We start from the raw sequence: 11,934 nt of genomic DNA on the forward strand, positions 1-11,934 counted from the left end.
TGCTCATTACAGTTTTGTGACAGATTTATTTCATTTATGAAAAGGACGCGCCCCAGCATTTGCACAGGTTTGCAGCCGCCATGCCTGCTCCGGCAGAAAGGACGGAATATGGGTTATGACAGCGATATTGGCGAGAGTGGACACTCCCACCGCCGCAGTTCGTCGAACGCGTCAGGATAGTCTGATGTGACATCCGTGTTCGACGTCGCGCAAGAGCCCGACGGATCGTTGCCACGGAATACAGGGAGCTTCTATCTGGCCAGCGGAACGCCTCAGTCGCTCCGCGGCATGGTGTCCAGCCAGGTCGAGACCGTATCCAGCGTGCGCCTCTCCTGATCGGCCTCCAGGGAAAAGCCGGGGCGGACGGTTGCCTTGGGGGCATAGGCCTCGACAACGCCGATGCTGTCGCCCTGGCCATAACCGCCATGGGTCATGAACGGAACGACCTGCCTGCCCGCCAGGTCGTGCGCCAGCAGGAACGAGCGGATCACCGGCGGCGCGGTCATTCCCCAGATGGGGAAGCCCAGGAAGATCGTGTCGTAGGATTGAATGTCGGCAACAAAATGCATGAGGGGCGGCAGATAGGCGGATCTGGTCTCTGCCGCAGCCTGAGCGACCGTTGCCTGGTAATCCTCCGGATAGGGCGTCGCCGCCGTGATTTCAAAGAGCGTGGCATCGCGGGCGCGCCGGATCTGTTTCGCGATCACCCGGGTGTTTCCGGTTCGGGAGAAATAGGCCACCAGCACGCGGGGCTGCGTGCCTGCGAGTGCCGGCACCCGGGGCATGACGACACCTGCGGCTGTCAGCGATATCGCCTTCAAGAGCGTGCGTTTCGGGATCTCATGGCTCACGCCCCGCCTCCTCCGTCAGGACTCGTATTTGTAGAGCGCCGCGCGATTGAACGGATCGATCTTCAGTGTCGAGACCTCCCGGAGGGCGTCACCCCGCCAGTCCGTGGCAGCCTCACACTTGGCATCGATCAGCATCGTCGTCCTCGCGGCAGTGTCGTACGGCTTCCATTCCGGCATACGGTCGTTGTTCGGGTTTCCGGTCCGCGCGAAGTTCGCGAAGGCCGACATCAGGTTCATGGAGGTCTCCATCGCCTCGTCGCCCGGCCCGGTCATCTCCCCGGCCTCGTTGACTGTGCCGAACGCAAACGGGATGTCGACGGCATGCGGCGAGCCGAGCACGCCGTTCTCCCACGGGATGGGCCAGTTGAAACTGTACATGTAGACGGGAGCCTGCCCGGAGGCGCCCGACTTGGTTTCGGCGGCCCCGGTCAGCGGAAGGCGGAACTGCACGTCGGAGGCAACGGCGACCAGGATGTCGGACGGGGTCATCTCGGGTGACGCCTTGCGGTACGCCGCCACGATCGCATCAACCTTCCGGTCGTCGATCTTGAACACCGTGCGCATCCTCGTCCGCATCTGATCGTCGGTGAGCTTGAAGTTCCGCATGTCGCTCTGGAAGAACAGGCTGGCCTCCGTCTTGGTGCTCCCCATCATCAGCGGCACCTTGGCATGCATTGCGAGGCCTTCCGCCGTCATCGGACGGGTGACGATGTGCTTTCCGTCGATGACCGGGCGGGCGCCTTCGAACGAGGCGGCCACGGCACGGTTGCGTGCATCGAGCACGGCCTGCATCGGGATCTGCTGTGCCGCGGCGAGGTTTTTCGGATCGACACCGAGCTCCTTGATGAACGCGTTGGCATAAGGCTCCATGGCCGCCGCCGGATCGACGTTGAGGCCGGCCGCGCCGCTCATGCTGATGGCGCGATGGAACAAACCTTGGGCCTTCGGCATCGCCAGCAAGGTCATGATCTTCGATCCGCCGCCGGACTGCCCGAAGACGGTTACGCTGCCGGGGTCTCCGCCAAATGCAGCAATATTGTCGCGGATCCATTCGAGTGCCGCAACGATGTCGAGATTTCCGGCATTGGCTGCGTCACCGAAACGCTCGGCATCGAGGTGGGACAGATTGGTGTAGCCGAACGCGTTGAGGCGGTGGTTGATCGTGACGACCACGACCTCGCCGTAGCGGGCGAGATTGCTTCCGTCCAGGCCGGCACCGCCTCCCCCGCCGTTGATGTATCCGCCGCCATGGATGTAGAACATCACCGGGCGATTGGCATTCCTGTCCAGGTCGGGCGTGAAAACGTTGAGGACGCAGCAGTCCTCGCCAAGCGGCTCGTTCTGATTATACCAGCCGAACACAGGCCCGCTCATTCCGGTGTTGATCTGCGGGCTGAGGGAGCCGTATTTCGTGGCATCGCGCTCGTCTGCCCAGTCCTGCACCGGTTGCGGAGCGTTGAAGCGATTGGCACCGGCCGTGCTTGCGGCATAGGGGATCCCCTTGAAGCTGACGGCCCCCTTTGCAAAGGAGCCACGCAGGACGCCGTTCCTGATCTCGACGGTCGTGGATTGGGCCGCCATCGACATGGTGCCTCTGAAAAAGACCGGCGCGGCCAGGCCGACTGCCAGGGTGGAAAGGAACCCGCGTCTGCTCTGCTGCCCGGCCTTCATCGTTTTCTCCATGTCCTCGATCGCGCAAGGAAACCTAGTCCGACTTGCTTCCATCGAAAAGATGATGGAATGCTCTAGGGGCTATTAGGAAAACTTATCGATGGCCAAGCTTTATAACGACCTTGCCGTGTTCGTCGCCGTCGCCCGAGAGGGCAGCTTCACGAAGGCCGCGGCAAGATTGAACGTCTCGCAGTCAGCTCTGAGCCAGACGATCAAGAACCTTGAAGAACGTCTTGGGTTGCGGCTTCTTGCACGGACATCCCGAAACATTTCGGCCACGGAAGCGGGCGAGCGCCTCCTGGCATCGCTTGGGCCCCGTTTCGAGGAGATCGACGCGGAGCTTGATTCATTGATGCATCTCCGGGAGCGCCCTGCCGGAAGGATTGCCATCACGTCGAGCCAGCACGCGGCCGAGGCAATCCTGTGGCCGGTGCTCGAGACGTTTCTCCGCGAATACCCGGAGGTGAAGATCGAAGTGATCGTCGATGCGGCCATGGTCGATCTCGTGGCCGAGCGGTTTGATGCCGGGGTTCGTCTGGGGGAACAGGTCGAGAAAGACATGATCGCGATGCGCATCGGGCCTGACCTGAGAATGGCGGTGGTCGGCTCACCATCCTATTTCGAAAAGCAGGGACTGCCCGTAACTCCCGAGGATCTGACGCGTCACAACTGCATCAACATCCGGATGCCCACCTCCAAGGCCATCAATGCGTGGGAGTTTGAGAAGGCTGGAAAAGTCGTCAACGTCAGGGTTGACGGACAGGCGGTGTTCAACAGCGGTTCACTCAGGATCAACGCGGCCCTCACTGGCCTCGGCATCGCCTATATGCTGGAGGACTACGCCCAGCCATATATCGAGGACGGACGCCTAGTCCGTGTTCTTGAAGATTGGTGCCCGCCCTTCGCTGGCTATCATCTGTATTACCCGAGCCGGCGGCAGCATTCCCCCGCATTCGTGCTCCTGCTGAACGCGCTTCGTTACCGCGCCTAGGTTACAGTCAAAGCGACGACGCGCGGCCGGGCAGGTCATGTGGACCGCAGGCCCAATGAGACTAATGTCCCCGCCCCCCACCGGACCTTGGTCCCGAAGGCAGGCTCATTGGTCCTAATCCCATGGATTTATATCGGCTGCTGCTCCAGAATGTACGGCATCCGAAAAGCCACGAAGCACAAGCTTCTTGTGGCTTTGGCAATGTATATCAGGAGATGGGTGAACATGAACAAGGTCCTCAAGAACGGCATCGTCGTCCTTGCGCTCGCCGCAGTGTCCGTCGGCGGAGGCGTAACCGGATTTCCGGACCTCGCCTTGGCCAAGGATGGCAATGGTGGCGGTAACGGCGGCGGTAATGGTGGCGGCGGTGGAAACGGCGGCGGCAAGGGCGGTGGTCGCGACGACGTCTCGAACCATGGCAATTCCGGCAAGAGCCGGTCGACCTCGGCCAGTCTCGGCTCTGGCAAGGAGCAGACGAAGAAGGATGCCGACCGCAAGGTCTCGAAGGCAACGCCAGCGGAGAAAACCAAGCCGCAGGCCGCAAAAGTGGCAGGCCTCAGCTCCCTGAAGCGCAATTACCACGCCTATCTCAACACCAACGATCCGCGGATGACCTCGCTCTCGGCCTATGTGAAGGCCTATGCGCAATACGAACAGACGAACGGCATCGATCCTGCCGCCACCGATCCCGAGCTCGGCGAGGCAGCGCTTCGCGATGCGCTGGAGGATTTCGCGGGCGCGCCGGTGAGCGACGAGGCCTTCGGATGGGCGCAGGACGAGCTTGGAGTGGGGCCGGCCGTCGGCAAGATCGACCAGGTCCGCGACCAGCTCGACACGGACGCGGCTCTCTGAGAACCGCCCTTTAAACCAACAGCGCCGTAGGCCTTCCGGCATACGGCGCTTTAAAGATTGTCGAACCGCGACAATGCCCTCTCCAGATCCGATGGATCCGGAGAGTTTTTTGCGGGACTAGAACTTGTAGTTCACGCCAGCCTTGAGCGTCTGGTCGCGCACGTCGGTCCTGGAGGAGACGCCGCCGGAAGTGCTGCGGACATCGTTGGTCATGGTGTAATTGTATTCGACCCGGGCCGACAGATTGTCGGTCAGCTTCTGCTCGACGCCGGCGCCCAAGACCCAGCCCGGCTTCCAGCCGTCCGGACCGGACGTGCCGTTCTTGCCGCCGAAGCTGGTGAGCGCGACGCCCGCGGTGCCATAGACGAGCGTCTGGTTCAAGCCAACGCCGGCCTTGGCCTTGGCGGCCACGCGCCCCTTCTCGGTGATCTTGCCGCCCGGTACGCGGCTTTCCACGTTGCCCAGATGCGAGGCTTCGATTTCCGCGCCGACGACGCCGGAATCGAGGTCTATATTGTAGCCGCCATGAGCGCCCAGAACGAGGCCCTTGTCGCCATCGAACGGGTTCAGCTTGCGGGATGCCATGCCGAGATCGGCACCGACATAGGCGCCACCCCAACCCGCTTTCGGTGCGCCGGCAGGTTCGTTATAGGCCGGCGGTTCGGAATAAGGCGCGAGGTCGGCAGCCCAGAGGGGCGTGGCGAAAGATGCGGCGAAGATCGCCAGGGCGAAGGGCTTCTTGTTCATGGTCTTGGCTTTACTCCGTACAGCACCTGCGTCGCGAACACATGCAGGCGGTTACTCAAAAGGTTACGCACCGCGCGGCAGTCACGGTCATCCCAACCAAGCCCCCTCAGGCCCGGACCGCCGGCAAGTATCCATTCATTTTTCACGAATTCATAAACACTTCCTTAACTCGCCGGCCGCGAGTGGCAGAGAACCGATCAACAAGTGTAACAGCATCGGGAGCAGGCTCCCGCGCCGATGGAATGAAGCGGCGGCGCCGGAACAGGTTCTCTACGGATGGTGTGGACATCAGAGAGCACGCAGCTTTAGCGGCCCGTCTCCGCTCTTCATCAATCCGTCGCCGCCGCGAGAATTTGGCCGCCATTGCGCTCCTGGACGAGCAGAGCACGTTTCTCGTTGGGCTTTGCCGGCGGGATCGTCCGGCTTTGCGGCTTGCCGTCCCATAGCCCAAGATGCGTCAGTTGGCGCACCACATGTGCATGGGGCAATGTCTCGCCGGCATTTTCGCCGCGCGCCACGGGAACTTCGACAAGACCCGCATCATAGCGGACCAGCCAGATATCGGCAGGCGAAGCCGGTTTGCCGCCGCCATCGATCGCGGCCGTGTCGCCCTTCAGGCGCACCGCAGGTCCGGCAAGCGGCTTTTCTGCTGCGATCAGGCTGCGAACTTCACCGAGATCCTGGCCGACCGTCGAAGTGCGGCCATTGATGACCATCTGAGGCGTGAACGGGCCCGACTGGCCGAGTGCCGGTTCGTAGGTCACCTGGCGCTGGGTGAACTCCTTCCTGCCGAAAATGTCCTTCCAGCCGAGGTAGTCCCAATAGGTCACGGCGAAGCTGAGCGCCAGGATGTTGGGATCGCTGCTCAGCTTGACCAGATTGGCATTGGCGGGCGGGCAGGACGAACAGCCCTGGCTCGTAAACAGTTCGACCACGACCGGATTTCTCGCGCCGGCCAGGGCGGGTGCTGCACCGATCAGGCCAAGCGACGCGGCGGCGATCGCGATACGAAACGAATTCAGGTTTTTCACGCGGATGCTCCTTGCAGCATTGCCATCGCACCTTCATTCGCGGCGGTCCGCGCCTCGGTTACAGGCTCACGCTTTAGTGACCATTCGGGCTGGACCATACGTCGCCACACGTTGAACGGGTGCGTCGGCAACCACCCCGCCTCAGCTAAAATCGTTAAATAAATCGGCGTCAGGAACCAACCGTCGGCCGGCGTGTTGAGGGAACGCAATTCGACAACAAACTGTGTTCTTTCAGGAGGTTCACCATGGGACGCGGCATACTGCTCTGGCTTCTCGGCATCCCACTGCCGATCGTCATCCTTCTTGTTCTCTTCATGCGTTGAGGAGGCGGAAAATGCCCATTTCATCCGCAGGCTCCGCGATCGCAACTCCGGTGGAGTCGTCGAAATCTGCGATCGCATGGGGGCCGATCTTCGGCGGCGCGGTGGCCGCCACCGGCATCAGCCTCATCCTCATCCTTTTCGGATCCGGCCTCGGCCTCACCATGATCTCTCCCTGGTCGGGGGAAAGCAGTTCCGCCGCCACCGTCGGCATCAGCGCGGCGATCTGGCTGGTGGTGGTGCAATGGCTGTCGGCGGCGCTCGGCGGATATCTGACCGGCCGGCTGCGCACCAAATGGGCGGCCGTGCATACCGACGAGGTGTTCTTCCGCGATACCGCCCACGGCTTCGTCTCCTGGGCCGTCGCCACCGTCTTCGTCGCAGGTTTCCTGGCGTCGTCGCTCGGCTCGCTGGCGAGCACCGGAGCGCAGGCTGTCGGATCGGCGGCGGCGACTGCAGGTGTCGCCGGTACCGCAGCGGCCGCGTCCTCGTCGGATAGCGGGTCCGGCGGCACAGACATGGCGACGTCGTACTTCACCGATGCGCTGCTGCGTCCGCAGCAGGCCCAGGCCCGCGCCCAGAACGACGACGCGGCGGCAACCGCGGAAGTGTCGCGCATTCTGCTCAACGGTGCCGTCCAGGGCGGAGTACCGGAAGACGACAAGGCCTATCTGGCAACGATCGTCGCGGCCCGCACCGGCCTTTCGCCGCAGGATGCCCGCGCTCGCGTCGATGCGGTCCTGAAGCGGATCGACGATGCCAAGGTCGCCGCCCAGAAGGCAGCGGACGAGGCCCGCAAGGCGGCCGCCACGACCGCGTTGGTCGGCTCGCTGTCGCTGCTTGTCGGCGCCTTCATTTCGTCCGCGGCAGCCGCCCTCGGCGGTCGTCAGCGAGACGAGGAGGAAGACCTGCTGGTCGCGACACGCTACTGAACATCGCGATCCTGATGGAGCGGCCATGCGAGAGCCTGGCCGCCCTTTTCGCGTCTACCGCTTGACGGCGCGGATGTGCAGGAAGATCGGCGCGACGCGGGTGTCGGCGACGACCGGTTCGGCCCGCGCCATCTCTTCGGATGCCATCGGCTCGCCGAAGGCATCGATCACCAGTCCGGCGCCGACGATCATCGACACCCAGGTGGTCAGCGTCCGGTGGAAACGCGGCACCGCAAACGGCGTCAGCTTCGCCCGCTCCTCAGCCGGGATGTCCGAAAACAGCCAGCGTTCGATCCGCCCGTCCGTTTCGTCGAAATAGTCGGCCACCTGGACGGCGACCGCCTCGCCCGTCTCGTCACGGATGTTCTTGCGCGTCGGCGGCACGAAACAGGGATGCAGGATCGAGAACTGCAGGAAACCGCCGGGTTTCAGGATGCGATGGACGCCCTTCAGCACTTCGCGCTGATCGGCCATGTCCATCATCGACATGAAGGCGGTGACGAAATCGAAGCTTTCGTCCGGAAAGTCGACCCCCTGCCCGTCGCCGAGCACATAAACGATGCCGAGCGGATCGGCAGCTTCCGTCTCGCGCGCGTAACGGATGAAGGTCGGAGCAATGTCCAGCCCGATCATCTCGGCCCCGCGCCGCGCGACCTCGCGGGTATTGGTGCCCTCGCCGCAGCCGAGATCGAGACCTCTCAATCCGGTGACCGGCGGCAGCATCTCGAGGAAGGCAGGCGTATTCAGCGCATCCCGGTATTTGTCGTAACCGGCCCGCGAATAGATCGTCCAGGTCTCGGCATTGCTCTCCCAATGGGCGCCGACATCAGTCGCATCCATGCTCGTCCTCCTCTCAATCGTCGAATGGGCCGCGAGCTATACCGCCACGCGATGACGGTGGAAAGACGGGGAAGAGGCGGAAAAGGAAAAGCCTCCCGGCAGCCGAAACCGCCGGAAGGCATTTGCAAGAACCGGCCTTGCGGTCAAAACCCCGGAAAGCGGTTGCGGTGGAAACGGGATACCTCCTCGCGAAAGCCGATATCGCGCAGCAGGTGTTCGTCGATCATGGGCAGGGTCCTGAGCCTCGCCCGGGCGCGCTCGCCATCGGTATCCTTCACCGTGACGCAGGGATTGAGCCAACGGCCGGAGATCAGGGCGATGGCGCCGAACAATGTCGTGGCAGGCATGCTCCTCCCTCCCGCCTCAGGCCGCGGCCGCCGGCAGGCAGGCGTCGCAGATCGCCTGCAGATGCCGGTGGTCGGTGCCGCAGCAACCGCCGAGCACCCGCATCGCCGGATAGTTCTGCCGGAGCGAGCGGTAGCGGGCGCCGAGGTCGAGCGGATCGCCGATATCCAGCTCCGTCGAATCGTCGAGCTCCTGATGGCTCTTGGCGGACGCGTTGGCTCGAATGCCGGAGATCCGTTTCACCCAGCTTTCGCCGCGGGAAAGCGCCTGCTCGAAATGGGTGGGGTGGGCGCAGTTGACCATGTAATAGGCCGCGTAACCACCGGTCGCCGCATCGGTTTCCTCGATCGCCGCCCGCAATGTCTTGCCGTTGACCAGCCTACCGTCCGTCTCGACCGTGAAGGACACGATGCAGGGCATGCCGACGCGCCTCGAGGCCCGGACGATGCCAACCGCCTCGCCGATATTGTTCATGGTGATCGCCGAGATCATGTCGGCCTCGCTCTCGGCGAAGGCTTCGGCCTGGAAGGCGTGATAATCCTCGGCTGCCTGAGGCTCCATGTTGCCGTCCTTGTAGCCGTCGCCACGCGGTCCGATGACGCCGTTGAGGACGATCGGCCGGCTCGGCCGCTCCCAGAGCCGACGCAGCTTTTCGACGTATTCGACCGAGCGGATATTGAGCGCCCTCAGCGCCTCGCGATCGTAACCGAGCTGCGGCCCCCAGTCGGCATTTGCACGCCAGGTCGGCGTGTCGAGGATGAAGCCGAGGCGGTGATCGCGGGCGATCGCCAGATAGGTCTCGTAATACGCGGTCAGTTCCTCGCGGCCGGCGGCGTTGTCGAGCAGCGGAAAAGCTGCGAAGGCCGGAAGGTCGATGCCGCGATGGAAGACCAGCGTCGTCTCCAGACCTCCGTCGGAAAGAAAATCGCCGCTCTTGATCTGCGGCAGGTTGTGGCGATACTTGGCCATCGTCTGTCTCCTGTGGTAAACATGGCGAGCCGATCCTGGATATTGCTCCGGGCCGCTCAGTGAATGACCGGTTTTTCGCAGATTTACGTGCGGAGCTTCTAGTAAGCTCATGGTACAGCCGAGCATGCTTTTGAAATTTGTCCGAATTTACGGGAGGTTAGCATGTCTCGAAGGGCAGAGAATCTCGACGTTGCCACGGTGAGGCCGCGAGAAACTGTACCGGCGGTCAAGTCTTCGGAGACGCGGGAAACGCGCAAAGGAGCAGCCACCCGCGACCGCATCCTGGAGATCGCGGAAGCGTCCGTGCTCGCCAAGGGGTTCGCCGCCACATCCATCGACGAACTCATCGCCGAAGCCGGTATCACCAAGAGCGGGTTCTTCTACCATTTCAAGGACAAGAACGAGCTGGCGCGCGAGATGCTGCGCCGCTACGTCGCCGAAAACGACCAGATCTTCGACGACATCTTCGGCCGGGGCCGGGAACTGAGCGACGATCCGCTGCAGGCTTTCCTACTGGGGCTGAAGTTCCTGAGCGAGCTGGTGCGCGACCTGCCGGGCGGCCATCCAGGCTGCCTGATCGCCTCGGTCTGCTACCAGGAGCGGCTTTTCGATCATGAAGTCTTGAAGCTGAACTCGGATTCGATACGTTCCTGGAACGCGCGCTTTCTCGAGCATATCGAGGAGATCGCAGCGGTTTATCCGCCCCGCGAACCAGTGGCTCTGGCAGATGTGGCGAACATGCTGTCCTGCGTCATGGACGGGGCGATCATCATGTCCAAGGCGCTGAAGGACCCCTGGCAACTGGAGCGGCAGATCCTTGCCTACCGCTCCTATATAAAACTGCTGTTTTCCAGATAGGCGAGCCGACGTTACTGCAGCGTGCGCTGGAAAGTCTGCATGTCCGCCGGAGTGCCGGGAGCGACACCGGCTTCGCCGCCATCGAGGCCGGTCGCGACGACCGAGACGCGGAACTTTCCATCGAGACTGCGGTCGAAGATCGCGCCGACGACGATATCGGCGTCATCCATGACTTCGTCGCGGATGCGGCTTGCGGCTTCGTCCACCTCGAACAGCGTCATGTCGGAACCGCCGGAGATCGAGATCAGCACGCCCTTGGCGCCCTTCATCGAGATGTCGTCGAGCAGCGGATTGGCGATCGCAGCTTCCGCGGCAAGCAGCGCGCGACCGTCGCCGGAGGCTTCGCCGGTGCCCATCATTGCCCGGCCCATGCCCTTCATCACCGACTTCACGTCGGCGAAATCGAGGTTGATCAGGCCTTCCTTGACGATCAGGTCGGTAATGCAGCCGACGCCGGCAAATAGCACCTTGTCGGCGGTCATGAACGCGTCGGCAAACGTGGTCTTGGCATCGGCAATGCGGAACAGGTTCTGGTTCGGAATGACGATGACGGTATCGGCGGCCCGGCGCAGTTCCTCGATACCGGCATCGGCCGTCTTCATGCGGCGGTTGCCTTCGAAGGTGAACGGCTTGGTGACGACGCCGACGGTAAGGATGCCGGCATTGCGGGCAGCATGGGCGATGACCGGTGCGGCACCGGTGCCTGTGCCGCCGCCCATGCCGGCCGTTACGAAGCACATGTGCGAGCCGGAGAGATGGTCCATGATCTCGTCGATCGATTCTTCCGCTGCAGCGCGGCCGATCTCCGGCAGCGAGCCCGCACCGAGGCCTTCGGTCACATGGGCACCGAGCTGGATGCGCCGCGACGCCTTGGAGGTTGCCAGAACCTGCGCGTCGGTATTGGCGGCGATGAAATCGACGCCTTCCAATTCCTCGGCGATCATGTTGTTGATGGCGTTGCCGCCGCCGCCACCGACGCCGATCACGGTGATCTTCGGCCGCATTTCGGTGATCTGGTATTTTTTGGCGTCCGTCATCGCAATCTCCTTGGCATCGGCACCCGCCGGCCGGGCGGCCTCGTGGCACCCGAATCACTTGCATTTTAGCTCGGCAACAAGGCAGAGGCTTGGCGAAAGAACAAGCTCGGTGCTGCAGAAAGCGGCCGAATGAAATTTTCCACAGGTTGCGTGGAACCTTTTGCGGTCATAGCAATTGTGAACAGTCGATCACAAAAGAGAGAGGAGCACCACGTACCATGCCTACGTCCGCCGCACGTGCGTCCATAGCCCCGCCCGATGAACATATCCTCACCGTTCAGGAGGCCCTCGAACCGCTCTTTCTTGCCCTCGAAGAGGAGGCGGAGATCAAGATGATTGCCGCCGCCGTCAAGGCCGGCTGGTCCGTGGAAGATGCAGTCACCGCGATCGACGAGCTTCGCCGGACAGAACTCGTTTCCGCCAACTGGGCCCATTGACCCATCACAAAAACTCGTTCGCCTGACCGCCGGAGATGCCCTAGATCTACCCG

14 protein-coding genes are annotated in these 11,934 nt (G+C 62.7%); 5 read left to right on the forward strand and 9 right to left on the reverse strand.

The window, feature by feature from the left end; genetic code table 11:
• Positions 1–272: 272 nt before the first annotated feature.
• Together C5J24_RS16695 and C5J24_RS16700 are read right to left on the reverse strand one after the other, a co-directional pair.
• Positions 273–851 carry a flavodoxin gene (locus tag C5J24_RS16695; protein ID WP_245446665.1) on the reverse strand — a complete coding sequence of 193 codons (579 nt, stop codon included), beginning with the start codon at positions 849–851 and terminating at the stop codon, positions 273–275.
• Positions 852–866: 15 nt separating this feature from the next.
• Positions 867–2,522 carry a carboxylesterase/lipase family protein gene (locus C5J24_RS16700; RefSeq protein ID WP_245446667.1) on the reverse strand — a complete coding sequence of 552 codons (1,656 nt, stop codon included), beginning with the start codon at positions 2,520–2,522 and terminating at the stop codon, positions 867–869.
• Between the two features lie 100 nt (positions 2,523–2,622).
• Here C5J24_RS16700 and C5J24_RS16705 point away from each other — a divergent pair, with 100 nt between their 5' ends.
• Together C5J24_RS16705 and C5J24_RS16710 are read left to right on the forward strand one after the other, a co-directional pair.
• Positions 2,623–3,513: a LysR family transcriptional regulator gene (locus C5J24_RS16705; protein WP_105419411.1), complete on the forward strand. Its 891-nt coding sequence runs from the start codon at positions 2,623–2,625 to the stop codon at positions 3,511–3,513.
• A gap of 225 nt (positions 3,514–3,738) precedes the next feature.
• Positions 3,739–4,365: a hypothetical protein gene (locus C5J24_RS16710; RefSeq protein WP_245446668.1), complete on the forward strand. Its 627-nt coding sequence runs from the start codon at positions 3,739–3,741 to the stop codon at positions 4,363–4,365.
• Positions 4,366–4,482: 117 nt separating this feature from the next.
• Here C5J24_RS16710 and C5J24_RS16715 read toward each other — a convergent pair whose 3' ends face one another.
• The 3 genes from C5J24_RS16715 to C5J24_RS16725 form a co-directional block, all read right to left on the reverse strand.
• Positions 4,483–5,112, reverse strand: coding sequence for an outer membrane protein (locus tag C5J24_RS16715; RefSeq protein WP_105419412.1), 630 nt, complete (start codon positions 5,110–5,112; stop codon positions 4,483–4,485).
• A gap of 329 nt (positions 5,113–5,441) precedes the next feature.
• Complete coding sequence (locus C5J24_RS16720) at positions 5,442–6,143, reverse strand: thioredoxin family protein (RefSeq protein WP_105419413.1); 702 nt, start codon at positions 6,141–6,143, stop codon at positions 5,442–5,444.
• Entirely contained in the window at positions 6,140–6,490 is a 351-nt protein-coding gene (locus tag C5J24_RS16725) for a hypothetical protein (RefSeq protein ID WP_105419414.1), read from the reverse strand. Before C5J24_RS16725 ends, C5J24_RS16720 begins: the two co-directional genes overlap by 4 nt.
• Here C5J24_RS16725 and C5J24_RS16730 point away from each other — a divergent pair.
• Complete coding sequence (locus tag C5J24_RS16730; protein ID WP_105419415.1) at positions 6,478–7,395, forward strand: hypothetical protein; 918 nt, start codon at positions 6,478–6,480, stop codon at positions 7,393–7,395. The two genes, C5J24_RS16725 and C5J24_RS16730, sit on opposite strands and share 13 nt — an antisense overlap.
• Positions 7,396–7,449: 54 nt before the next feature.
• Here C5J24_RS16730 and C5J24_RS16735 read toward each other — a convergent pair whose 3' ends face one another.
• From C5J24_RS16735 to C5J24_RS16745, 3 genes are all read right to left on the reverse strand, one after another.
• The gene (locus tag C5J24_RS16735; protein ID WP_105419417.1) at positions 7,450–8,235 is read right to left on the reverse strand and encodes a class I SAM-dependent methyltransferase; all 786 of its coding nucleotides are present in this window, start codon (positions 8,233–8,235) and stop codon (positions 7,450–7,452) included.
• Between the two features lie 143 nt (positions 8,236–8,378).
• Positions 8,379–8,582, reverse strand: a complete 204-nt coding sequence (locus C5J24_RS16740; RefSeq protein ID WP_105419419.1) for a hypothetical protein — start codon at positions 8,580–8,582, stop codon at positions 8,379–8,381.
• A 16-nt stretch (positions 8,583–8,598) separates the two neighbouring features.
• Positions 8,599–9,549, reverse strand: coding sequence for a homocysteine S-methyltransferase family protein (locus C5J24_RS16745; RefSeq protein ID WP_105419421.1), 951 nt, complete (start codon positions 9,547–9,549; stop codon positions 8,599–8,601).
• 162 nt (positions 9,550–9,711) lie between these two features.
• On the opposite strand from C5J24_RS16745, the gene C5J24_RS16750 reads away from it, so the two are divergent.
• Positions 9,712–10,407 (forward strand): TetR/AcrR family transcriptional regulator, encoded by a 696-nt coding sequence (locus tag C5J24_RS16750; protein ID WP_105401095.1) that lies wholly within the window; start codon positions 9,712–9,714, stop codon positions 10,405–10,407.
• Between the two features lie 11 nt (positions 10,408–10,418).
• Here the strand turns inward: C5J24_RS16750 and ftsZ are convergent, their stop codons facing one another.
• The gene (ftsZ, locus tag C5J24_RS16755; RefSeq protein WP_105401094.1) at positions 10,419–11,444 is read right to left on the reverse strand and encodes a cell division protein FtsZ; all 1,026 of its coding nucleotides are present in this window, start codon (positions 11,442–11,444) and stop codon (positions 10,419–10,421) included.
• A 218-nt stretch (positions 11,445–11,662) separates the two neighbouring features.
• Here ftsZ and C5J24_RS16760 point away from each other — a divergent pair, with 218 nt between their 5' ends.
• On the forward strand, positions 11,663–11,881 hold the full coding sequence (locus C5J24_RS16760) for a hypothetical protein (protein ID WP_105401093.1): 219 nt from the start codon (positions 11,663–11,665) through the stop codon (positions 11,879–11,881).
• Positions 11,882–11,934: the final 53 nt, after the last annotated feature.

It is taken from the genome of Neorhizobium sp. T25_27 (genome assembly GCF_002968565.1).
GTDB lineage: Bacteria > Pseudomonadota > Alphaproteobacteria > Rhizobiales > Rhizobiaceae > Neorhizobium > Neorhizobium tomejilense.

Coding starts and splice junctions, on each gene's coding strand:
- C5J24_RS16730 (WP_105419415.1), top strand. CDS start 6,478: ATGCCCATTTCATCCGCAGGCTCCGCGATCGCAACTCCGGTGGAGTCG.
- C5J24_RS16710 (WP_245446668.1), top strand. CDS start 3,739: ATGAACAAGGTCCTCAAGAACGGCATCGTCGTCCTTGCGCTCGCCGCA.
- ftsZ (WP_105401094.1), bottom strand. CDS start 11,444: ATGACGGACGCCAAAAAATACCAGATCACCGAAATGCGGCCGAAGATC.
- C5J24_RS16760 (WP_105401093.1), top strand. CDS start 11,663: ATGCCTACGTCCGCCGCACGTGCGTCCATAGCCCCGCCCGATGAACAT.
- C5J24_RS16705 (WP_105419411.1), top strand. CDS start 2,623: ATGGCCAAGCTTTATAACGACCTTGCCGTGTTCGTCGCCGTCGCCCGA.
- C5J24_RS16750 (WP_105401095.1), top strand. CDS start 9,712: ATGTCTCGAAGGGCAGAGAATCTCGACGTTGCCACGGTGAGGCCGCGA.
- C5J24_RS16715 (WP_105419412.1), bottom strand. CDS start 5,112: ATGAACAAGAAGCCCTTCGCCCTGGCGATCTTCGCCGCATCTTTCGCC.
- C5J24_RS16740 (WP_105419419.1), bottom strand. CDS start 8,582: ATGCCTGCCACGACATTGTTCGGCGCCATCGCCCTGATCTCCGGCCGT.
- C5J24_RS16725 (WP_105419414.1), bottom strand. CDS start 6,490: ATGAAATGGGCATTTTCCGCCTCCTCAACGCATGAAGAGAACAAGAAG.
- C5J24_RS16700 (WP_245446667.1), bottom strand. CDS start 2,522: ATGAAGGCCGGGCAGCAGAGCAGACGCGGGTTCCTTTCCACCCTGGCA.
- C5J24_RS16745 (WP_105419421.1), bottom strand. CDS start 9,549: ATGGCCAAGTATCGCCACAACCTGCCGCAGATCAAGAGCGGCGATTTT.
- C5J24_RS16735 (WP_105419417.1), bottom strand. CDS start 8,235: ATGGATGCGACTGATGTCGGCGCCCATTGGGAGAGCAATGCCGAGACC.